The sequence below is a fragment of the Pseudomonas sp. B392_1p genome (assembly GCF_052245235.1).
GTDB lineage: Bacteria > Pseudomonadota > Gammaproteobacteria > Pseudomonadales > Pseudomonadaceae > Serpens > Serpens gallinarum.
This window is the reverse complement of sequence record NZ_JBQPXM010000005.1, coordinates 234270-256018: the sequence shown is the minus strand read 5'-3', so window position 1 is coordinate 256018 and position 21749 is coordinate 234270. Positions and strand designations below refer to the sequence as shown.

General features: G+C 65.0%; 25 protein-coding genes. 2 read left to right on the top strand and 23 right to left on the bottom strand.

Going from position 1 to position 21749, the window contains the following annotated elements; genetic code table 11:
- Positions 1–2: 2 nt before the first annotated feature.
- From ACTV8E_RS09830 to ACTV8E_RS09785, 10 genes are read right to left on the bottom strand one after another with little or no spacing between them, the layout of a single operon-like run.
- On the bottom strand, positions 3–386 hold the full coding sequence (locus tag ACTV8E_RS09830; protein ID WP_443199373.1) for a hypothetical protein: 384 nt from the start codon (positions 384–386) through the stop codon (positions 3–5).
- Positions 383–3262 (bottom strand): conjugative transfer ATPase, encoded by a 2880-nt coding sequence (locus ACTV8E_RS09825; RefSeq protein WP_443199372.1) that lies wholly within the window; start codon positions 3260–3262, stop codon positions 383–385. The genes ACTV8E_RS09830 and ACTV8E_RS09825 overlap by 4 nt, the downstream gene beginning before the upstream one ends.
- Positions 3262–3693, bottom strand: a complete 432-nt coding sequence (locus tag ACTV8E_RS09820) for a TIGR03751 family conjugal transfer lipoprotein (protein WP_443199371.1) — start codon at positions 3691–3693, stop codon at positions 3262–3264. Before ACTV8E_RS09820 ends, ACTV8E_RS09825 begins: the two co-directional genes overlap by 1 nt.
- Positions 3674–5086 carry a TIGR03752 family integrating conjugative element protein gene (locus ACTV8E_RS09815; RefSeq protein WP_443199370.1) on the bottom strand — a complete coding sequence of 471 codons (1413 nt, stop codon included), beginning with the start codon at positions 5084–5086 and terminating at the stop codon, positions 3674–3676. Before ACTV8E_RS09815 ends, ACTV8E_RS09820 begins: the two co-directional genes overlap by 20 nt.
- Positions 5076–5972, bottom strand: a complete 897-nt coding sequence (locus tag ACTV8E_RS09810; protein ID WP_443199369.1) for a TIGR03749 family integrating conjugative element protein — start codon at positions 5970–5972, stop codon at positions 5076–5078. Before ACTV8E_RS09810 ends, ACTV8E_RS09815 begins: the two co-directional genes overlap by 11 nt.
- The gene (locus ACTV8E_RS09805) at positions 5969–6643 is read right to left on the bottom strand and encodes a PFL_4703 family integrating conjugative element protein (RefSeq protein ID WP_443199368.1); all 675 of its coding nucleotides are present in this window, start codon (positions 6641–6643) and stop codon (positions 5969–5971) included. Before ACTV8E_RS09805 ends, ACTV8E_RS09810 begins: the two co-directional genes overlap by 4 nt.
- Positions 6640–7041 (bottom strand): TIGR03750 family conjugal transfer protein, encoded by a 402-nt coding sequence (locus ACTV8E_RS09800; RefSeq protein ID WP_443199430.1) that lies wholly within the window; start codon positions 7039–7041, stop codon positions 6640–6642. Before ACTV8E_RS09800 ends, ACTV8E_RS09805 begins: the two co-directional genes overlap by 4 nt.
- Positions 7042–7045: 4 nt before the next feature.
- On the bottom strand, positions 7046–7405 hold the full coding sequence (locus ACTV8E_RS09795; RefSeq protein ID WP_443199367.1) for a TIGR03745 family integrating conjugative element membrane protein: 360 nt from the start codon (positions 7403–7405) through the stop codon (positions 7046–7048).
- 12 nt (positions 7406–7417) lie between these two features.
- A complete protein-coding gene (locus tag ACTV8E_RS09790) occupies positions 7418–7651 on the bottom strand; it encodes a TIGR03758 family integrating conjugative element protein (protein WP_443199366.1) in 234 nt (77 codons plus the stop codon).
- Complete coding sequence (locus ACTV8E_RS09785; RefSeq protein ID WP_443199365.1) at positions 7648–8010, bottom strand: integrative conjugative element protein, RAQPRD family; 363 nt, start codon at positions 8008–8010, stop codon at positions 7648–7650. Before ACTV8E_RS09785 ends, ACTV8E_RS09790 begins: the two co-directional genes overlap by 4 nt.
- A gap of 149 nt (positions 8011–8159) precedes the next feature.
- On the opposite strand from ACTV8E_RS09785, the gene ACTV8E_RS09780 reads away from it, so the two are divergent.
- A complete protein-coding gene (locus tag ACTV8E_RS09780; protein WP_443199364.1) occupies positions 8160–9200 on the top strand; it encodes a DUF6710 family protein in 1041 nt (346 codons plus the stop codon).
- A gap of 28 nt (positions 9201–9228) precedes the next feature.
- Entirely contained in the window at positions 9229–9606 is a 378-nt protein-coding gene (locus tag ACTV8E_RS09775) for a hypothetical protein (protein WP_443199363.1), read from the top strand.
- A 16-nt stretch (positions 9607–9622) separates the two neighbouring features.
- Here the strand turns inward: ACTV8E_RS09775 and ACTV8E_RS09770 are convergent, their stop codons facing one another.
- From ACTV8E_RS09770 to ACTV8E_RS09710, 13 genes are all read right to left on the bottom strand, one after another.
- Positions 9623–10372 carry a TIGR03747 family integrating conjugative element membrane protein gene (locus tag ACTV8E_RS09770; RefSeq protein WP_443199362.1) on the bottom strand — a complete coding sequence of 250 codons (750 nt, stop codon included), beginning with the start codon at positions 10370–10372 and terminating at the stop codon, positions 9623–9625.
- Positions 10369–12540 (bottom strand): type IV conjugative transfer system coupling protein TraD, encoded by a 2172-nt coding sequence (gene traD / locus ACTV8E_RS09765; RefSeq protein ID WP_443199361.1) that lies wholly within the window; start codon positions 12538–12540, stop codon positions 10369–10371. Before traD ends, ACTV8E_RS09770 begins: the two co-directional genes overlap by 4 nt.
- 10 nt (positions 12541–12550) lie before the next feature.
- Positions 12551–13096, bottom strand: coding sequence for an integrating conjugative element protein (locus ACTV8E_RS09760; protein ID WP_443199360.1), 546 nt, complete (start codon positions 13094–13096; stop codon positions 12551–12553).
- Positions 13093–13674, bottom strand: coding sequence for a transglycosylase SLT domain-containing protein (locus tag ACTV8E_RS09755; RefSeq protein ID WP_443199359.1), 582 nt, complete (start codon positions 13672–13674; stop codon positions 13093–13095). The genes ACTV8E_RS09760 and ACTV8E_RS09755 overlap by 4 nt, the downstream gene beginning before the upstream one ends.
- Complete coding sequence (locus ACTV8E_RS09750) at positions 13659–14354, bottom strand: TIGR03759 family integrating conjugative element protein (RefSeq protein WP_443199429.1); 696 nt, start codon at positions 14352–14354, stop codon at positions 13659–13661. Before ACTV8E_RS09750 ends, ACTV8E_RS09755 begins: the two co-directional genes overlap by 16 nt.
- Positions 14355–14398: 44 nt before the next feature.
- Positions 14399–15037 carry a hypothetical protein gene (locus ACTV8E_RS09745; protein WP_443199358.1) on the bottom strand — a complete coding sequence of 213 codons (639 nt, stop codon included), beginning with the start codon at positions 15035–15037 and terminating at the stop codon, positions 14399–14401.
- Complete coding sequence (gene pilL2, locus ACTV8E_RS09740) at positions 15034–15546, bottom strand: PFGI-1 class ICE element type IV pilus protein PilL2 (RefSeq protein ID WP_443199357.1); 513 nt, start codon at positions 15544–15546, stop codon at positions 15034–15036. Before pilL2 ends, ACTV8E_RS09745 begins: the two co-directional genes overlap by 4 nt.
- 342 nt (positions 15547–15888) lie before the next feature.
- A complete protein-coding gene (locus ACTV8E_RS09735) occupies positions 15889–16839 on the bottom strand; it encodes a hypothetical protein (RefSeq protein WP_443199356.1) in 951 nt (316 codons plus the stop codon).
- Positions 16840–17072: 233 nt separating this feature from the next.
- Positions 17073–19358, bottom strand: a complete 2286-nt coding sequence (locus tag ACTV8E_RS09730; protein WP_443199355.1) for a helicase-related protein — start codon at positions 19356–19358, stop codon at positions 17073–17075.
- A 101-nt stretch (positions 19359–19459) separates the two neighbouring features.
- A complete protein-coding gene (locus tag ACTV8E_RS09725) occupies positions 19460–19705 on the bottom strand; it encodes a hypothetical protein (RefSeq protein ID WP_443199428.1) in 246 nt (81 codons plus the stop codon).
- Positions 19706–19857: 152 nt separating this feature from the next.
- Entirely contained in the window at positions 19858–20163 is a 306-nt protein-coding gene (locus ACTV8E_RS09720; protein ID WP_443199354.1) for a hypothetical protein, read from the bottom strand.
- 88 nt (positions 20164–20251) lie between these two features.
- Positions 20252–20569: a methyltransferase gene (locus tag ACTV8E_RS09715; RefSeq protein ID WP_443199353.1), complete on the bottom strand. Its 318-nt coding sequence runs from the start codon at positions 20567–20569 to the stop codon at positions 20252–20254.
- Between the two features lie 56 nt (positions 20570–20625).
- Entirely contained in the window at positions 20626–21732 is a 1107-nt protein-coding gene (locus ACTV8E_RS09710; protein WP_443199352.1) for a DUF6094 domain-containing protein, read from the bottom strand.
- Between the last annotated feature and the right edge of the window lie 17 nt (positions 21733–21749).

The window sequence follows — 21749 nt, the reverse complement described above, 5'->3', positions numbered from 1 at the left end:
TCTTAACTCAGATGGTTGTGAATGAGCTGGCGTTGCTCGGCGGGCAGCGCCCGCATCGAGCTGGCCGCGAGGGTGAGCTGTTCGCCGTTGGGCCAGGCCAGATGGGCCTGTTGGTCGTCGAGCTGCACGCGGGCTTCGCGGAAGCCTCGCACTCCCCGCAGATCGTCATCGGTGTGCAGGAGCCGCAGGCTGGTGACGGCCTGGTCGGTGACCCACAGCCATTCGCGGATCGGTTCTGGTGCGTCGGCTTGTCGCCTGGGAAGTCCTACCTCGACCAGGTAGCCCTGTGGCGATGAAAACAGACGCGTGACCTCGTAGTGCATGGCGATGGTGCGGTTGCCGGGGAAGCGGCGAATTCTGCCAGAGATGCGGCGAGCTTTCTTCATGCGCGTGCGCCTCGATGCGCCCCGGCCGGGGCGGCCCAATCCATCGGCAGGGGCGTGATGCCGCGCGCTCGGTCGATGTTCTCGGCGATCTTGACGGCGGCGTCCAGCTCGCTGATGCCGTGCTGCTGCATGAGCTGATACCGCTCGGCTTTCTCTTCCGGTTCAGTCTGAGCGACCGCCAAATACAGGCTGGGCGGGACCGCGCGGAACAACAATTCCATGCTGCGCGACAGGATCACGCCTTCGGAGAATTTGCCGGACTCCTTGCGTGCGGACAGCATCAGCGCTTTCTGCGCGGGCGTGAGCTCGCGAAACTTCGCGATCTTCTCCACCTCGTCCGGCGGCATCGAAAGACAGAGCCACCACTCCATCATGGTCAGCATCGGTTCGGCGGCCTTCGGCAGATCATCCAGATTTTGGGTTGCCAACCAGAACCAGCATCCGAGCTTCCTCCACATTTTCGTAATTTTCAGGACGTAGGGCGCAAGGAGCGGGTTCTTCGTGATGATGTGCCCTTCATCGGTGACGTTGATGATGGGCCGGCCCAGGAACTGATCGCGCTCGGCGAGATTGTTGACCGTGTTGATCAGCGAGATGTAGGCGATCGAGAGCTGCGCGTTGTAGCCCTCGCGAGCGTATGTCGCGAGATCGACGATGGTGATGTCCGCCTCCGGCCACGGCGAGCCCGGACGGTCGAACATGTCGCCGTCCGCGCCCTGGCAGAACATATCCATCGCATCGGCCATCTCCAGGAGCCGCACGCGGCGGATCTCCGGCAGCGTGCTGTCGCGGCCGCGCTCGCGCAGCGCATCGCGCACGTCGCGCGTCAGCGTGGTGCGCTGCTCGGCGACGCAGCGCTGGGCGGCATCGAGAATGCACTGCCGGATCAGACTGCGGTCGGCGCGGCTCATGCGCGCCTCCTCTTTGTCTTCGCCGCCGGTGATCATCAGCCGCGCGGTAATTTCCAGTTCGCCGAGCACGTCGCGCTGTTCGTCGCCGCTGTCGGCCGCATCGTTCTCGTCGTCGAGCGCATCGGCATCGAGCGTTTGTACCTCGCTCGGCGTGTCGACCAGGCGCCAGGCATCGGCGAACGGCGCGAGACTCACACCCGCGCCAGGCGCGAGCTTCACGCGGTGGACCGTGAGGCCCAGCCGTGCGGCGAAGTCGCCGTACAGGCCGAAGCTGTTTCCCGCCTCGACGATGAACATGCGAGGCCGGTAGATGGCGGTCACCTGATTGAGCAGGTTGTTGAGCGTGGCCGACTTGCCGGAGCCGGTCGGGCCGGCGAGGAACAGATGCGCGTTCATTTGCCGGTCGAGCCGGTTCAGCGGATCGAAGGTGATCGGTCCGCCGCCACGATTGAACAGAGTGATTCCCGGATGGCCCGTGCCCTGGCTGCGCCCCCACAGCGGCGCGAGGTTGGCCGCGTGCTGCGCGAACGTGAGTTGCGTGTACCACTGGCGCTTGTCGAGCGCGGGGTCGTAGACGCCGGGCAACCAGCGCAGGTAGGTGTTCAGCGGCGCGACTTCATCTTCTTCGCGCACCGGCTGCAGCCCGGCACTGAGCAGCACGTTGCCGAGCTGCAGGCCGCGGGCGTCCAGCTCGGCATCGTCGCGGCCGCGCAGGTAGAACGTCAGCGCGCTGCGGAACAGCTTGTGCGCGCTGCCGATCAGGCCGCGGGCTTGGCGCACGTCGGCGCGGGTCTGTTCCGAGGCCAAGGTATCCCCGACGGCTTTGCGTGCGAGGTGATTCAGCTGCGCCTCAAGGACATCCTGCGGGGTGATGACAAGGGTGAGGCACATCACGGTGTCCTCGGGCATCTGGTCCATCAGGGCGTTGATCGCATCGCCTTTGCGCGTTTCACCAGTGACCGCGCCGGTTCCGGGTGGCGTGCGCAGGCGGTCCACCGAAATAGTGCGATGGGGCAGTCCGTCGAAGTACCACAGCCCCTTGTTGACGTCGGAGCGCGGCTGGCCGAAGAACAACCGCTGACTGAAATCCCGGCCGCTGGCCAGTTCGATCTCGTCGTCGTCGGCCGCTGTCGGGTAGCGGGTGAGGGCGTAGAAGCGCTCCCGGTCTTCGGCCGTAGGGCCGAGCAGTGTCGGGTGCGGGTTGAACCAGCGCAGAAGCCAGGCGTGAATGTCGTCCGCGCCGAGACGTCGGCAGCGCACGCCGGCGCTGGTCAGTCCGCCGACCAGGCGGTCGCAGACCAGGTTGAGCGCCTGCTCCGGTGTTTGCCCGCGCCGGCTCGGTGCCTGGCCGACCCGTCGATACACGACCAGCCGGGTGCGTCGGGTCTGCCCGCGCCAGGGCAGGCGGGTGACCGTGCTGTCCTCGAACAGGCCACCGGGCTTCGCCACCGCGCGCAGGTGATGGGCGAAGAAGCGCAGGTAGAACTCGCTGAACGCCGTGCCCTGCGCGCGGGGCTGGATGTACGCGCGCAGTTCGTCGAGGTAGCGGTCCCAGCTCGGATCGTCCTGGGCGTACAGCTGAACGATCCAGGGGTTGTCTTCCAGTTCGTCGAACGAATCCTGCAGCATGTTTTCCAGGGTGTCGCGCACCTGCAGCAGCCATTCCGGCTCGCGCCCTTCGGTGCCGATCGGCAGCAGCTCGTAGAACGCGGCCACCGAAGCGCCGTCATCGAGCAGCATGCACTTCGAGTCGGGCAGGTACTCGACCCACGGCAGCAGATCGACGAAGGAGGGCGCCACACCGTAGAGCGCCTGCTCGTCAGCCTGCGTGGCGGGCCGACGTCGCGGCATCGCCGCGCCGGGTTCGGGAATGCCGTGCGCGCGCAGCTCGGCGACGTGGCGGCTCCAGGCGTCTTCGAGCGCCGACGGGTCTTCCTGGCGCGGCTTGCGCAGTGACCAGGCCATCAGTAGTCCTCGGTCCGCTCGCCGGGCAGCGCGTACTGCACCCGCTGGTACAGCGGGAACACCGTGGTGTAGCCGGGGACGGGCACTGGATCGCTACCCGCCAGGTGTGGGAACACGTACATCAGCAAGTCGGGATTCGGCAGCCGGTGGAACTGTCGGTAGATCTCGTTCTGTGCCGTGCGGGTGTAGCGGGCCTGCACGCCCGGCGCTGCCTGAACGTCCGCTTCGGTCAGCGGCCGGCGCAGCGACTGCCGCGCATCGAGCAACTGTCGCGCGGCCTGGCCGCCGCCGCTGCCGCCGGTCTCGACGTTCCAGATGTCGAGCATCGTGGTGTTGTCGTGCGGCAGCAGTTCTTCCTTGTTGGTGGCGCAGCCGCCGAGCGCGAGCACGACGGCCAGCAGTGCCACGCCGTCAGTCCAGGTCCTGGGCATGGGAGCGTCCTCCGAGTCGGTGATCGACGCGGCGCCCGGCCGGGTCGTAGTCGATCAGCAGGGGTTCTTCGAGATGCACCGCGACGCGGGCACCGGGTTTGACGTAGACGGCGGCGAAGGCCTGCCCGTACAGCTTGTTGACCCAGGCCGACATGTCCTGCACGCCGCCGGCGAGGATGCGGCCCATCGCTTCGTTCGCACCGATGCCGACGGTGCCGATGGAGCCGTCGCTGTTCATGTACGAGACCTGGCCGCTGTCGGAGTCGATCAACGAGGCGACGCCGGCGCCGGCGGCGGTGATCAACGCCTGCGAGCCGAGATATTGCTGAGCATTGCTGCGGCGATCGCCCGACACGCACGGGATGCCATAGGGATCGCTGATCCAGCCGAGACCGTCCTGGGTGGTGTCGCCGCTGTTGCGCTGCTGACGGCCGCCACTGCCTTTGCTGTCCTCGGGAATGGTGCGCACCGTGCCGTCGTTGAAGACGAACGTCATGGAACGGATCTGCCCGCGCACGCAGGAGAGCGTCCAGTCGCCCGACGCGGTGCCGCTGACGACGGCGCCGGCAACGTCGGGAATGTCGATGCCATTCGCGGTGAGGTTGTCCGGCCCGATCAGCACTTTGAACGGGAAGGGATCGTTGACGGTGCCGTCCACCGGCACGCGGCCGATCAGCGCGGTCATCGCGACCGAACCCATCAACGTGGAATTCGTTGGCACGGTGTAGACGGCCTTGGTCTTCGGCGCGCCCGCCGCGCGCTGGCCGGCGTCGATGGCCGCGTTGGCCTTGGTTTCGAGCGTTTTCTGTGCCGGGCCGAAGTGGGTCGGAAAGTTGGGGCTGCCAGTGTTGCCGCGCTTGCCGTCGTCGCGCCTGTCATCCGGCTCGACCCAGCGCAGAACCGCGGCGCTGTCGGCGGGCTCCAGCCCGAGCCCCACCGGCAGGTCGGCATGGCTGTCCTTGCTGCCGATGCCGTCGAGACGCTGCTGAAGTTCCTGCAGCAGGCCCTGGGTTTGTTGCCGCTCGGTAGAGACCTGCTCGCGGTCCTGGCGCAGCTGGTTGCGCTCGGTGTCCAGCGCGCTCTGGATGCGGCGGTCGATGGCGCTCTCGCGTTGGCGCAGCCGGTCGTTTTCTTCGCGCTGCGTCTTGTTGTCGGATAGCGCGGTCTGCAGCTCGGTGCGCAGCTGACGGACCTGCGCGACTAACGTCGCTACCGTGTCGCGCGGCGTGTCGCCCTCGATGCCGAGCGCCTTGGCTTCCTCAGCTGTCAGGCGGCTGTCGGCTTGTTGCGGCGCGGTGGCATCGCCGCCGCCAGAGAACAGCTTGACGCCGACGAATACCAGCAACAGTACCATCGGGATCATCAACCACTTGAGCAGGCCATTACTGTGCATTGCCGCCTCCGTCTTCGAGGCTGGAATGGGGCGGCACTGGCAGGTTGAGCGCCGCGTCGATGGGGGCAACCGCGGGCAGCAGGGCCTGCGCCAGCCCGTGTCCGCGGGTGACGAGGTAGACGACGGTGGTGTCTTCAGGCGTACCGGCGGGGCCGAGCGTCGGGTGCTGGAAGGTGGCGGTGGCGAAGGCACCCTGGAGCGCACGCGGGTCCAGATCGAGCCAGCGCGCGGCGGTGTTGCGCAGCCGCACCGCGCTGACCCACAGATCGTCCATCCGCCAGGCGGCGAGGGCCTGGGCCTGTACCGGCAGGGTGGGCAGTAGCGTGTCGAGCACCAGCTCGCGGCGAAGGTTGACTCGGGTGATACCCGGTACGGGTTCGACGGTGCGCAGCGGTGCATAGAGGTGCTGCGCGGCGTAGCGGGTGAGGACTACCGGCACCGGTGTCTGGCGGTTGATAGGCGATGCAGCGCTGGCATCGCCATCGTCGGCTTCCTGTTCGTCAACGTGCTGCCGAGTCCCGGCCGATGTGCTGTTGACGATGCGCACCGGCTCCAGCGGCGGCTGACCCTCCTGCGCAGCCTCGGCGGCGATATCGAGCAGGATCACCGCGCCGGTGTCGGCGTCCTGCAGTTGCAGCCTTGCCGGCTCGATCGGCTCGCTGGCGAGCAGGTAGATCGCGCCGGCGGCGCTCTGCACGCGCAGCCGCGCGCCGACTGCGGACGGCACACCGATGCGCACGTTGCGATCCACGAAGACGATGCGCTCCTGGCCGACCACCAGCGGTACGGCCAGCGGCAGGCGCTCCCAGCGCAGGATTTCGGTGGCATGGGCGGACCCGCCCAGGGCCAGCGCAAATACCGCGATGGCCGGCATTCGGCGTTTCATGGCGTGTCCTCCGGGAGAGGGGTGGTTTTCGTCTTGTCGTCGGAGGGTGTGGCGATGCGCTGCGGGGCACCGTCGTAGCAATCGATGACGAGCCCGAACGGATTGCGCTTCGGGTCGACGTCGATGCGCATGACTTTCAGCGGGTAGCGCACCAGGGCGCGCTTGACCTGCTCCGAGGCGTAGTACTCGTCGGCGGTGACATCGAGCGTCACCACCCACTCGCGGCTGGAAACGGTGCGCACGCGCAGCGTCGGGTTGTCGCCGTAGCCGCGGCCCGGAATCTCGTAGATGCCACGCACGCGCCGGCGCAGCTCGCCGGCGTTGCGGCGAAACTCGTAGTCCTGTTGCAAGAACGCCTGGCAGGCCGGCGTGAAGTAGTTCGAGAGGGCGTAGAGGTTGCGCGGGTAGTCGTCGTCGCCGTTGGTTGGCCAGCGTTGGAGCTGCTGCCACACGTAGAAGGTGAACGCGTAGACCGACTCTGGCGGAACATCCCACCAGAGCCGCGTGCTGCCAGAGCGCAGATCCGGCGGCACATGGATGGTCAGGTCGCGCGGCGCGCTCCACCAGCCAAGCCCCATCACCAGGGCCAGCATGACCAACACGCCGGCACCGATACGCAGCGTGCGGACGTGCGCCTGCAGGTGCATGACCTCGTTCTTGAACCGGCTCACAGCACGTTGCTCCTGCGCGTGGTCCAGTAGCCGGAACGGGTCACCAGCCCGTGGCCGCCCACGAAGGGAGCGAACAGCGGCAGCTTGAACACGATCCGCCACTGCATCTGGCGATACAGCCAGACGTCGGGCCTGCCGCGCTTGAGGCGGCGCAGCGCACCGCCGCCGACGAACACGCCGGTGGCGACGGCGAGCACGATGGCGGTGGGGAGAAGGGCGATGGTGGAGAACATCGCGGCGAGCGGAATGCCCACGACGAAGCCGGCAGCGCCGGACGTGCCGGCGCAGACCCACAGCTCGTTCGCAGTCAATCCGCGCACGACGACAGGGTGGCGATTGAGACGGTGGGGCAGGAACGCCACCGTGCCGTCCATGAGGATGCCGTCAGCCATGGCGATAGCGTTAGAGAACGCCGGTGGCTTGAGTCAGCAGCCAGATGCCGACGACCAGCAGGATCGCGCCGACAGCGACGGTCAATCCGAACTGGCCCCAGGTCGAACGGCCGATGTGGATTTCCGCGTAGCGGATGTACGCGTGATAGCAGACACCGACGAACATCGACGCGACGACCAGCAGCGCCACCAGCATCACGATGTCGTAACCGTAGTTGCGCAGTGTTTCCATCAGGCCCGAGCCGGTGCCGCGGGACGGGTCCTCCATGGTGGGCAGGTCGGCATAGGCGAGCGGTGCCAGGGCGAGTACCGGCAACGCTGCCAGGCGGGTGAAACGATCGGGACGGAAGATGCGGAAGAACGGCTTCATGGTGGCGACCTCTTACGAGAGCAGAAAAAAGGTCAGCGCCAGGTACATCGCGGCAAAGCGGACCACGACGGCGAGGAACTGACGGTGGGAAAGCTGTTCGTCCGCCCAGCCGCTGTAGGCGGCGCGCATCGCCCACACGCCCCAGGCGAGCAGCACGGCGAACACCGCGCCGATGAGCACGACCGACACGTCGGCAGCGGTGAAGCCGCTGTTGGCCTGGAAGGCGCTGACTTGCGCGGGATTCATGGCGCGGCCTCCGTGTCGGTGGCCGCGCCATAGCTCTGGCGGTAGTCGCCGAGCAGCTGCACGGGGTCGCGCGGTTGTGCGCGGGAAGGGCTCAGGTAGTCGCGGATGCCGCCGCGCACGCGGTCGAGATCGGCGCGCAGGCGGGCGTAGTCGAAGTGGTAGCGGGTGCGTTCATCGCCGGGCTGTTCTGCAACCAGTCGCTCGATGGCATCGAGCTGGCGCAGCGCCGTGGCAAGGCGCGCATGCTCTGCGGTATCGGCACCGACGGGTGCCGACATGCACAGGCCGAGCAGCGTCAGCACGGCAATCAAACCCGTTGCATGCTGCCTGTCGGCTGGGAGGGGAAAGCGCTTCGACATTTGCCAGTCCACGAATGCGAGGAATGGCGAAATGCTCTCGATGGGGCGGTGGTGACGCCTTAAACAATGGGCACTCTGCGTCACCGGATTTGTGGAACGAAGGCGGTGCGTGGCACCGGCCAGTGCAGCGGATAAGAAGGAGCGAAACGATGACCGTGAATACGGAGAGAACTCAGGGGACGAGATGGTTGGGGAGGATGTTGCGCGGACGGGTGCAGGAGCAGGTGGCGATACGCCGGGAGCGCTTCGAGCAGGTGATGACGCTGGCGAGGAACGTCGCCGACGACGATCCGCTCGGATTGCCCAGCATGGTGCGACTGGTGGCGGCGCCGTTGCAGGCGCGAGCGTTGACGTGCGCGGCGTTTCGTTCAGCGCACGGTGCGCGCGATGCCTACGATCTGTCCGATTTCTTCGGCGAGTCTTCCGCGCGGGTGACGCCGGCGGGGGATTCCGTCGACAGCGTGATCGAGCGTTCGAGACCGGAGCGTTATCGCCTGCGCCTCGGGCGCGATCCCATCGTGGCGGTTCCCTGGACGCGTGCGCGACTGGTGAATGCGCTCGCCAATATCGGCTTCTCGCGTGTCATGGGCGCGTGGCGCGCGGATATCAATCATCGGGTGGAGCTGCTGCTGCCGTTCGGGCTCGCCCTGGTGCATGGTGGCAATCATTCTCTGGCTGCAGGCATCGTCAATGCCGAAGGCTCGGTCGTGACGGAATCGGTGACCGACCTGTCGCCGCTCTATGCGCACCTGCGCTACGACGGCCTGAGCATGATCAGGACGCACGACAGCAGCGCGCTGTGGGAACCGTTCGATGAAGAGCTGGGGGTATTGTTCGAGATCGGTCGCCTGATGCTGGAGCGCGGCGTGCGTTACGACGCGCCAGCCGTGGGAGACGATGAGGGGAATGACGAAGAGGGCGAGCAGTACCCCATCTGCTACCGTGTCTTCTTCGATGGACGGGATACCGGATACTCGCTATCCAGCAGCGGGGCGACGCGGGCGCTGGCGCAGGCCGGTATTGCCTCCGGCAGTGCCGAGGCGCGCGCGGTCATCGTCGAGGGTGCGGAATTCATTCACCGCGATCGCACGGGCAAGCCGGTGCGGGTGGTGCTCGCGCACTATGGCCGGCGTCCGCTGGTCGATGACCTGGAACGAGTTGCCCCATGGCTCCCGAGCGGCGAAGATTGAGGCACTTTTCTCTGTAGGTAGGTATCGCATGTTGCGTCTACCGCGCCCTCTGATGTACACGCTGGTCGACCGTCGGGCCGTGGCCTGCGAAGACCCCCTCGAATGGAGCAGGTGGTACGCCTGCGCGGATAGCCGCGTCGCGCAGACCCTGATCGACGACGTGCGGATTTCCACGGTGTTTCTCGGTCTCGACCACAATCCGCTACCGACGGGCGATCCCATATTGTTCGAGACAATGGTGTTCGTCGGCGATGAGATCCACTCCACGAACCGCTATTTCATTTGGGAAGAAGCCGAGGCGGGACATGCCGAAATGGTGGAGCGGATCAGGGCGGAGATGTCGGCCGCCCAGGTCGAAGTAACCGTCGCGTGGGAGAGGGTGTTGCAGCAGTTGCAGGCAGAGTAGCGATGTTGGCGCGCGCCTAGAGGTACTTCTTGAAACTGCTCGCCGTAATGCACACCGCCGCGCCGAGCAGCGCCGCGCTCGGCAGCAGTACCAGCAGCGGGTGAACGCTGATTGGAAGCGTTAGATAGATGATCCACGGCAGCACTGCCAGCGGAATCAGGCTCGCCTTCGCGCGGTGATAGACGAAGCCCGACTCTCTCCCCGCCCCGAACTTGCGCACATCGCGCCGCACCAGCCCGTCGACCATGCCGACGAAGGCGGCCATGATGAACAGCGGCAACGTCAGCACCAGGACCAGTAGACGCACGATGAACGTGAGCACGGTGAACGCCGCGGCGATCAGGTAGCTCTCGCTCCACACATAGACCTGGCTGATGTAGTAGCGGAAGTCCCGGGTCGCGGTCTGGCTGGGCGCGCGGGCCTGGGTGGCGGCCTGGCTCATCCAGTCGAGCAGGCCGGTTTTCACGAAGACCCATTCGTAGGCGCCATCGACCAGCTGGTGTGCGGTGTGGCCGGGCTCCTGGACCACCGCGCTGCGAACGAAGTGGCTGGACAGATGGTTCAGCTCGTAGTTGAGCATGTTCTGCGCGTGTCTCCAGCCCTGCTCGGGCCAGAACAGGTGCATGCCGCCGCATTCGATGATGATCGACAGCAGCAGCGAGCCGAGCAGCACGCCGAGCATGCGCAGCGGCAGCGTGATTAGGTTGGCGACCAGCCCTCGTTGCTGGATCTGCTGGCGCTGCGCGGTGTTGGCCGGGTCCCTCATGGGCGCATCTCGTCGTTGGCCACCTCGGTGGCGGAGAGGTGGCGGAAGCCATCGAGCAGGTCCTCGGGCAGCGGCTCATCCTGCAGGCCCGGCAGGCTGTGGTTGTCCCACCATTCGCTGGCTTCGGTGTAGTGCTGGCGCATGTACCCCGCGAGTTGCTGCAGATCCTCCGGCATGACCTCATCGGCGTCCGGCGCTGGCAGCGGCATGCGGATTTTCCAGAGCTGCCCGCCTTCGAGCAGCGCGAAACACTGGCCTTTCGGGAGTGCGACGACGTGCGATGGATCGATCATCGGCACGCTCGTGGTGCTGACCCGATCCTGTGCGTTCGAGGTGAAATCGGTGGAGCCGTGAATATCGGAGCTGTCGGTCGCGCCGCTGACCAGCGTGGTCGTGTACACCTCGACTTTCGGTAGCTGCTTGGTCAGCAGCTCTGCGGTGGCGGTTTCGCGCACGCGCAGCATGATCACATTGTTGAAATTCCCGATCACTTGTCCCGCTTTCGCTCGATTGCCGATGCGCGCTTCGATGTCGCTCAGCGTTTGCGTGTAGGCGGTGATCTGCATACCCGCGCCGCCGCCTTTGTTGATCAGTGGAATGAATTCGTCGCCCATTAACTCGTTGAATTCATCGGCATGGACGTTGATCGGCAGCTTCGTGTTGCCGTTGGCACCTGGTAACCCGTCGTCGACGCCAAATTTGTAAATGTGTCCCGCCACGCTCATCAGGTCGGCGAACATCGAGTTGCCGACCGCCGCCGCGACTTCGGCATCGGAGAGCGCGTCGAGGCCGACGTAGACTACGGCGCGTTTGCGCACCACCTGTAGCCAGTCGAAAATCGGCCTCGGGTCGTTCAGATCCGAATAGTTCGGTGCGAGTAGCTGGCTGGTCTTGCCGGTCGTCAGCTTCTCCAGCAAGGGCAGCAACGACGCGACGATCTTGTCGAAGTAGGTGCGGTCGTACCTGACCGCGCTGCGCAGCCCATCGAGCACCGGGTCGTACACCCGGGCTTGCGATAAGTATTGTTCCAGCGCGACCACACGTTTTTCGCGGCCGACCATGTGGCGTGGAATGTTCTTGTCGTTCAGCTTCCCTTCGAGCTGGACGATGATTTCCCACGCCTTTGGCTCGTGCTTCGCGAAATAGCTCTGCGCGTATTCGATGAACAGGGCATCGATGTTGACGACGTGCCGTTGGATCAGCAGGTAGTCCGGGCGCTGACCCAACTCGACCAGGGCGCGGGCGATGATGTTGACGAAGCGCCACGCGAACTCGCGAAACGCGGCGCTGTTGCCTTCGCCCGAGAGCTGGCCGGCGATGCGCGTCGCCACTTCGGAGATGCGTCCGAACCGCCCCACCGCGTTGTAGCGCGCCGAGATATTCGGCCAGCCGAGATGGAACACATAGAACTCGCCTTCGCGGCCGGCGCGTTTCGCCTCGACGTACATCCGTTTGAGCAGGTCCGCATCGCCTTTTGGATCGAACACGATCACCGGCTCGAACTCGCCTGCGGCGTTGCGGCGCCGGATGTCCTGGGTGATGAACAGTTCGGCGAGCCTTGTCTTACCGACCCGTGTGGCGCCCATGACGAGCGACTGGCCGACGCGCTCGCTCAGCGGCAGGCCGACGTCGATTTCGTGGGGTTCGATGCCGTGCAGTCGCGGCAGGCCGCCAACGGGCGGCAGCGGACGCACCGGGTTGAGCGGCATGTCCCAGGCGGTGAGCCTGGCCAGCTGGGACAGCGGGAACGGCGCGAACTCCAGCCGTGCTTCCAGGCGCCGCGCGGCGTGATAGGTGCGGGAGGGTTCGACGTAGCGACGGAACTCGGGCCGGTAGGTTTGCGTCAGGCGGTGGGTGTGGCGCTGTTCCCAGCGGAATCCGCGGCCGATGAACAGGCGCTGCCGGCTGACCGGTACGTCGCGGCTGGTCATCACATAGCGCGGCAGCCGGCGGATGTTGCGCCGATAGCGGAGAATCACCCAGGCGTCGTGCAGCCGGATCGAACCGAAGGCCAGGAAGGCCAGCGCTGAGCCGAGGCCGAGCAGCGGATTCAGTGCGAGCGACCACGGCGCCACCAGACACAGCACCGCGGCGACGGTGCAAACCGCGACGGTGTACAGCTCTACGGCTGGCCGCAGCAGCACCTCGATCGCGTGGGGCTGCGCCATGGCCGGTGCATCACTGCTCGATGCCGGTCGCTGTGATCAGCGCCGGGTAGTGACGCAATCCCAGGCGTCCGGCCAGGTCGTCGCCCGGTGTCGGTGCCAGCGACAGCCCCGGTGCGAGCGCACGCAGCGCGGCCAATGCGCTGGCGCTGTCGACATTGACCACCAGCCCCACCGCGTTGAGCTCGCGCAGACGTGGTGCCCGCTGGCTCAGCCAGTCGCGTGAGCGCGCGTCGTCGCCGACCAGGAAGAACGGCGGCATGCCGGGAGCCTCGATCGTGCGGCGCGCTACCTCGCCCGGCGACAGTCGCGTCGACCGTACCGGCAGCATGTCGGCCTCGCTGAATGGCTCGGCGGGCGGACGTGGGATTTCGATGCGCGGTGACCGCAGGCCGTTGCGTGGCTGCAGCTTCAGGGCCTCGTAGTACGGCAAGGCCGAAGTGCCGCCGCGGTCCTCGACAACGGTCAGCGACGGCGGCTGCGCGAGGACGGTCTGCGTCAGGACGAGCGACAGCACGCCAATACGCCGTGCGGCGGCGTGGCGGTGGTAGGGCTTCATGGCAAGGTGCTTCGAGGGTGAACGCCCGGCTTCGATTCGCCGAGCAGGCGGGCCAGATGCCGGCTGACGCTGGTGCGATAGCGCGCGGCGGGAGCGCCGCCGGCAGGGCGGTGATAGCGGCCAACAGCGAGCAGCCAGTCGTCGCCCGGCGTGTGCTGTTCGCGCAGGATTTCGGCCGCGAGATCGAGGTTCCGGTACGGGTCGAGGACGTCGCAGGCGTTGCGATAGCGATGCCGCTGATGGCCGAGATTGATCTGGCCCAGGCCGACGTCGATACGGGTTGGTGGCACTTCGCGCAGCGCCTGTCGCAGGCCGGTACAGGCCTCGGCGCGAGTGGGGAAGCGCCGTGATGCACCGGCGACGTTGAGCGTCCACGGCCACGGAATGAGCCGGCCGTTGAGTCGTGCGCCGCTCTCCTGCAGCGCGACGGCGTAGAGGACGGTGGATGGGACGCCGGCGCGTTGCGCGGCGACCTGATACGCGGGTGGCGGCAGTTCCTGGGCGCGCGCCGCCGCAGCCAACACCATGGCGAGCAGTGCCGGCAGGACGCGTCGCGATGCCGCTACTGGCGCTGCCATTGGCCGTTCACCTGCCGCACTACGGCTGGCAGCTCGCCGGGCAGCGCGAGTGACAGCCAGCGGCCGCCATCATGGTTGAGCGTGATCGCGCCGCGGCTGACCCTGGCCGGATCGATGCCGGTGCGGCGCGCCCAGGCACGGATGTGCGCGTCGTCGTTGCGGCTGCCGACGACGTAGAGGTCGAATTCCGTGCCGGCCGCCTGGAGGCGCTGGACGGTTTGCTCGCAGGCGGCGCAGGTGTCCTTGACGAACACCGCGAGCCGTTCTCTGGCCGCTGTAGCGGTGGCGGTGTGGGCGGGGCCGGCATCGGGCAGGACGACGCGCGGCATGTCCCCGTGCAGTCGACGCCACGCCTCGTCGTAGGCTCGTTGGTATGCCAGCAATTTCTCGACGCGGTGCGCCTCGACCTGCACCTGCAATTCCGCATAGCGGTGCCGCTCTTCCTCGGAGCGCGCCTCGATGCCGAGCGCGGTGAGCGGATCGATGCCCGGCGAGTGGGTGCCCAGATGCCCCTGCATCAGATCGCGGTAGCGCGCCCATTCGTCGATACGCAGGCCCCAGTCTTGCGCGCGCTGCTCGTCGCTGCGCTCGATGGCCGTTGGCCGATCCTGGCTGGGGGCGAGGGCGGAGGCGGCACCCCGCGCCGCCGCGGCTTCGACGAAGCACGCCGCGAGCAGCAGGGCGATCGGGAGGGCGGTGGCGCGTGGACGCTTCACGGCGATTCCTACCGAACGGGGATCGCGAGGCGGAGGGTTTCACTGCCACGCCGGAACAGCGCGACCGTGCCGTCGATGGCGTCGAATCGCCACCCGGCTTCCGCTTCACCGGTGCGCAGCAGCCGCACCTGCGAGACCGCCGACGCGTCGCTGGGCAGGATGGCCAGGAAGCGTTCATCGGCGCGCAGCTCGACGCCGACGATGGCGAACGGCGGTCCGGTTGGTGTGGGCCGTGCGGCTGCGACGGGCTGGCGTGGACGCGTCGGGACCGGCGTTGCGGGCCGGGCAGCGGCGAGCCGCGCCTCCAACTGCTCGATGCGGGCCAGCCGCGGCAGCAGGCTCTCCGCCGCATGGCGGTCGCCGAGCGACTGCTCAATGGCGACCAGTCGCTGCTCCAGCGCGATTCGGTCTGCTTCGTATCGCGCCTGTGTAATAGCGTCAGGCTGTTGTCGATCGTGTGCGATCTGCTCGGCCAGCTGTCGCTCCAGGACCTCGACGCGAGGAATCGTCGCGACGGTCTCCAACTGCTCGGCCAAGCGCGCAAGCGCCACATGGTCGATCACGACGGCGGCGCTGATGAGCAGCAGCCACGCAACGGCGGCGACGCGGATCAGCGTCGTGCGACGTTCACGTCCGGGCATCGTCATGGCTGGCCCTCCACAACGGCGCTGTCCGCGCTGGCAGCGGGTGTCGAGTCCGCTGTATCGAGGGGCTGGGCGAAGCAGATGCGGCGCGCGGTGTGATCGACGTGGAGAGTGCGAGCCGGCCCGGCCAGCGTCAGCAGCGCGTCGCGCAGTTGCAGGGGGCCGAGCTGGTAGTGCGCCGCCGGCAGCGGGAGGGTATGCAGCGCGGCGGTTTCCGGCCCGTCGCAGAGCTGGTAGCCGGAGCGCTGCAACACATGCCGGAGGCCATCGCCGACGCTCGCGTGCAGCGTGTCGGGCATGGACACGTCGACGACCTGCAGCAGCAGGTCCTGCTGGCCGGCCGTCGGGTGCAGCTCGACCAGGGTGTAGCGACCGTAGCGAACGACCGGGATGTACTCCGGTGTTGGCGCCGCTACCTCATCGGCAACGGGAGAGGGCGCTGGAGGTGTTGCGCAGCCGGCCGCCAGCGCGGCCAGCAGTAGGCAACTGCAGTAGGAAGGGATGGCGTGCATGGCTCGGCTCTCGGTAAGGTCGAGCCGAGACCATCGCCATTCTGCGAAGCTGTATCAGTAAACAAAGGGAACTGCTGTTCTGCCGATTCCATGAGCGCTGCAGGCTCGTATCACTGATCAGAAAAGCGCCAGTTGTGTAGAGCCACCGGCGTTGTTTGCAATGCAGTGTTTATCAAGAGAGTTATTCACAGATTTTGTGAGTAAGTGCTGGCGCGGCGGCCTAGGGGGGAGGTCTGTTTTTCGGCCTGTATCCCGACCTGGCGCCCGCGCGGCTGCGATCGGCGCAGGTTCCGCAGATGATTGGAGCTGCCCGGCAGCTCGTCGCTCTATGCCTTGTCGTGCTTATGAGCGCAGGCCAATCATGCGATAGCTTCCAAGCATAATCGCTATGTTATCGAACTTCGAGAGGTCTTCATTTCTGGTCTGCGCAATAGCATAAAGCCTGCTGAGCATGTCTTTGTCATTGGCACTTAACAGATCCAGAAGTCTGGTTGCGCTCTTGTTGGCGGACAATGTGCCCAGTGCGCCAGTATTACCTGTCAGCTCTTTTTCCAATAGTCGGGATAACATCGTCTTGTCGCCTGACTCTACAGCTTGGTTATCCAGCTTTAATGGTGGGAAATCCTCGGCTTTATATCGGACAACAGGTTTGGCATCGGGATTCGTAGCGCCATCAGAACCTGATGCCGAGAAGGCATAGGCGACGTCTTCCAGAAACGCGAAGTTCGACGCATGTACAGACATTCTGGTTGGGCTGAATACGGCATCCAGAAATCCGCGGTCAATCAATGTGTCGCCCATTGCTTTACTGGTTAACACTCTCTGTGCAACAGCCTCATCCTCTGCATTGAATTCAGCAATGAAGGGGGTGCCCTGAAGATCATATGCCTTTCCCGCATTGTCCAGCGGCCCTCCAGGGCCGGCCCTTCGATAGACCCCCAGATCAAAAGCCAAACCATCGACCTTGAGTGGATCTATTCCGTTCGCGCTTGCATACTCATAAACGGTTGCCAGCATTTCCCTGTCGCTTTTCGTGAGAAAGCTATAAACACTGCCAGAAGCGTTGCTTGTGGTGGTCGTGGTTTCAATTCTTGGCTCCACAGAGCCATCCGAATTAAATAGACGAGAAAGCATGATGGCTCTCCCGCTGATGCTGACCGTGGCCGACTCCTGTTTTTTGACAGTAGCGGCCTCCTGAGAGGAGGAGCCAGTAACCGAAGACTTGTTTGACTTGGATTCAACCGAGCTAGATGAGCTGGTGGTTGAGCCAGAAAGAGAGTTTACCGAGATCATGACGCTGCTCCTTGCTAGCTATTTCGTACGACAAGCACTTCATTCGTCCTGAAATTTCTGTGGCCATCAGACTGAGAGGATGGCCACGAAAATAACTTACCAACAATACTCCAGATTCAGTACGAATAGTTAACCGTAGGTGTCGAGGAAAAAGAAACGGCCCGCGAGGGGCCGTTGGTGGATGGACAGAAGGAGTCCAGCGACCCGAACGGGCCGCCGGCAGGGCGCATAGATCATGCTGCAACGAGTTGTCGCGCCAAGACCACTTCCACCGAGTCTCCGTCCTGATTCAGGACCTCGAGCCCGGATTCGGGTACGTCTCCCGACGTGCTCTGCGACACCATGATCTTTCTGGCCATCAGAGCCAGGCAGGCCATTTGCGACGTCGCCGCGTAGCCCAGATAGATGACCTTGACCGCCAGTGTCTGGCCGATGCGCCAGGAACGGCGCGCGGCCTGCTGCAGCGTGTAGACGTTCCACCCGGACTGCATGAACACGATCGTCGGGAACTCCAGCAGGTCCAATCCGGTTTTGACGAGATCGGGGTTGGTGATCAGCACGTCGATACCGCGATCGAGCTGCTCGGCGATCCAGTCCTCGCGGCGGCTGGCATCCACGCTCGCGCGCAATACCGCGACTTTGAAGCCTTCCTGCTCCAGTAACATCTTGAGTCGCGAGGTGGTGTCGCGCGTAGCGGTGTAGACCGAGTAGACCAACGTCTTGCGACCCTCTGCTTTTTCCTGCTTGCAGATGTCAATCATCTCCCGTTCCTTGGGCATGATTTCCAGCTCGTTGAACTGCGCCGGTGTGAAGGCCAGAACCTGACGCGTGCGCGGATGGCGAACCGTCTCTGCCCGGAAGCAACAGTCGGACCACGCCAACAGCACGTTGAGAACCACGCCAAGCAAGGTGGTGTCCCGCTTGCGCAGGGCCTCCTTGAGCGCTGCCGTCAGGGTGGCGGACAGCTCGCCGTAGGTACTGGCCTGCTCGTCATCCATCGCGACTTCGCGAAACTCTTCGTCATACGGCGGCAGCACGCTGCCGATGTCGCGGAGCTTGAGGAAGATCGTGTACGGCAGGATGCAGCGCAGAATGCCTTTCGGTCCAAATCCAGGCGCCTTGACGGTCCTGACGTTGATCTTGCTGCCCTTGGCGGTCTTGTGCGCAGGACCGTCGCTTTCGGAGTAGATATCCCGGAGGACGCCGTGGTCGCGCATGAACGCCATCGCGGCGGCATTCATGCTGCCGCTGGCACTCGGACGGTAACCGTCCTCGATCATGCGACCAGGCAATGCGCGGAACAGAAGATGGAACAAATCATCTGCGTACCCGCCCATCAAGGTTCCGGTCAGCAGCAAGGCCTTGCGAACCTTGGATGCGATCACACCCATCGCCTGGCCCTGCGCCGATCCACCCGTCTTGTACTCGTGGGCTTCGTCTGCGATCAGCAGATCGAACGTGCCTTGCGGCAGATAGCGCTTCACGAACTCCGAGGGTTGATAACCGCCTTCGCCGAAGCCGAACTCCATGCTGGACATCGCGCGTTCCATGCGCTGCGCCTGGCGATCCGAGAACACCAATTCTCCATCGGCATTCATCAGGTTGATGAAGTTGTGCAGGTTGTCACCGAGCATCGACGCGAGGAACGAATCGCCGAATGTCTTCATCAGCTTGCGGGCCGTCGCTTCGCCGATGGTGGGAATCCGCTTCAGCGCACGCAGTACGGCGGCGGATTGGTCGCTGCCGGACAAGGTGCGCGGGCGCATCAGCGTCCACAGCGCGGACTCGCAGACGCTGCACTTGCGACGGGTTTCTTCGGCTTCCAGCTCGATGACATTGACCGGTTCGCCGTCGAGGTTGTTGACGGCCGCTCCGCAATGCGGGCAGGCCCCCACGACGCCATATCGGGTGTGTTTGCGCACGAAGGCTGGTTTCCAGTGGAAACCCATGCGCATCCTGACCCTGCCGATGACGAAGAACTCTTGCCCCATGTCCGGCACATTCAAGCGCTCGCGCAGCTTGATCAGCTTGAGCAGCGTGTCCGGGCCATTCAGCACCCACACTTTCGCGGAGGGGACGACTTCGAGAATTTCGCGCCGCCACTTGTAGACCAGATGCGGCGGGCTCAGTACCAGGGTACGGCGATAGCCTTCGGCCTGAAGGACCGCCGCCAGCGCGATGCCGACGGTGGTCTTGCCGGTGCCCATCTCGCCGTTGACGAATGCTGCGCGCTCGCCGTGGTTGACCAGCAGCTCCGCCGCCGCATGCACAACCTCGGCCTGGGCGGGAAACAGCTGACGCTTCAGGCCGGCCAGCACCAGTTGGCGGTTCGCACGAGGCACGCCGCTGTAGACCGGTGGGTTGGCGCGGTTGAGAGAATCCAGGAGCTCGTCGCCGAACTCCTGAACGAAGTCCTGAAGGGTCAGTGTCAGATCGTCGCTGTCCGTATCGAGGTCGAGCAGATCATCGGTGTCGGATGAGGTTTCTGCGGCGGGTGCCGCTTCCAGTTGATGGCTCATGGTGGTGCTCCAGGTAGGTGGGGCACGCACTACCCCCAGGGGCAATGACGTGCCCCTGGGGGATGAACGGGAGATGGCGGCGTGTTGCCGCCAGGGAGGTTTCAGTACTCGCTGGGTAGCAGCAGCGTGGTGACGCTGCGATCCCACTCGGTGATGATCCAGAGCTTGAGGTTGGTATCGACCTGGTAGGAGGAGAACAGACGATCCTCGCCTGATTTCAGCGCGGCGTCGTTCAGGCGCCAGTCGTCTTCGCTGAGATCACCCCAATCACCGCTGAGATGGCGATGCAGATAGGGGCTGGGATTGAGGCGCCCCGTAACGACGAGGTTCTCCACGCCGTTGGTCATCACCATCGCGCCGGGTGAAAAGCGCACGTTGGGAACCTGACGGATGGACAGTGCTTCGATTGACATGGCATTTGTTCCTTCGGAGAAGAAGGGGCCATGGCACCCGTCGGGGCCATGACCCCGGTGGGTGGAAGAAATCGGTGGCGGACGAGTCAGCGCTCGGCAGCCAGCACGATGTGGGTTTCGCTGCGATCCGCTTCGGTGAAGATGCAGATGCTCAGCTCGCGGTGAACCACGTAGAACGATTCGAGCCGTCCGTTCGATTGCAGAGCGTCGTTGTTCGCCTGCCACTTCTCATCGCTGACGTCGCCCCAATCGGCGCGGGCGTGGCGCTGGAAGTACGGAATGGGATCGAGCCGGCCTTCGCGCATGCAGCGGTCGATACCGGGGCTGAAGATCAGTGCGCCGACCATGAACAGCAGGGGGCGTTGGTTGTCGCTGGGAGGTGGGGATGTCATGACTCGTGCTCCTTCTGTGGAATGCGCGGGACATGACCCCATCGGGGTTCATGCCCCTCTGGGTGGGTGAAACGATGAGTGCGTGCCGTCAGATCAGATATTCTTCCTCGGGCAGTTGGACGATGGTGGTGCGATGGTCATCGCTGGTGATCACGTCCAGCGTCAGGTTGTGCGTGATCCGAAAACGAGAGCGCATCGGCGCGTCCTGATCGAGGGCAACGACGTTGGCTTGCCGCTCGGCTTCGCTGACATCGCCCCAATCGCAGCGCTGATGACGCTGCACATAGGGCAACGGATCGATGAGGCCCTTGGCGGCCAGCCAATACACCTTCTCACTCAGTTGCAGTGAGCCTATCGCGAAGAGTGGTGGCGTCTGCGGCGTAGGCCGCTTGCGAAAACGAAACATGGCGGTTCTCCTTTGGGTGGATGAGAGGCAGCAGGACGGCAAGCCGTCCGGTGGGATCAGTGGATGGTGATGATTCGGCCGAGCGTGGCCGAGTCGGGGGACAGGTCCCACGCACGAATGACCGGCACGAATTTGTCGGTGAGGATGCGGGTTTCGGCGATCGAGCCGTCGTCGCGCTCGCGATACTCCGTGGTCGTGGTCTTGCCCTTGTGGGTGTCGCCTTTGACGGCAAGGGTGCGACCGTTCTTGGCGCGCACGACACCTGAAATCGCGCCAGCCGCGAGGGCCAGCGCCAGGTGCCAGTGAGACAAGCTGCGTGCCGGTGGACGCAATGACTGCTGCGTGGCACCGAGATGAGTCTCGAACGATGGCCACAGCCCTCGCAGGCGTCGAACTTCGTCGGCGAACTGCTCGGGCTCCAGGCTGAGCCGGTAGAAGTGCTCCGGCTCGGCGAGGGCGACGGGAATCACGTAGGGGAGCACGGGCCACTCGGGCGGAAGTTCCTCCGCGTCGAGTTCGCCGAGTCCGATCTGCAGCAGCCGGGCACGGATGCTCTTCACGTCGTCACCGACCAACTCGCGTTGGCGAATCCGCCGGCCGAATACGACGACCTGCCTGAACTGCGTCTCCTCCGCTCGGTAGATGCGCAGATCGGCGAAGTGTCGCGTCAGCCAGCCGACCAGCTCCTGGTCGAGCACGTAGGACGGCACGATGAAGACGAGAATCCCCTCGTATTGCAGCAGGGGCAGCGTCTTCTGATAGAACAGCTTTTCCAGCCGTGCGCGGCCTTTGCCGTCGTAGCCGATGTTGCCGTTGGCATCTTTTGATAGATCTCCGTATGGCGGATTGAGCCACAACAGGCCGAAGCTCTGGCGCGCGATCAGCGTGTCCATCAGATCGCCGTGAATGCACCGGTCGACCAACAGCCGCGCGTGGTTCGCGCGCTCCTGGTCGTACTCGACGGCATACGCGGTGACCTGCTGCCCGAGGGCATGCGCGGCTTCCGCGATGGCAACGCCTTCGCCGGCGCACGGATCGAGAATGCACATTGGCCCATCGCTGGGCGCCAGTGCGCTGAGTGCTCTTTCGAGCGTGTCTTCGTCGGTCGGGAAGTATCCCGCCTTGACGAAATTCCGGGCGAGCCGGGGGAACATGAGTGCCATAAGAAGTCTCCTGTCTG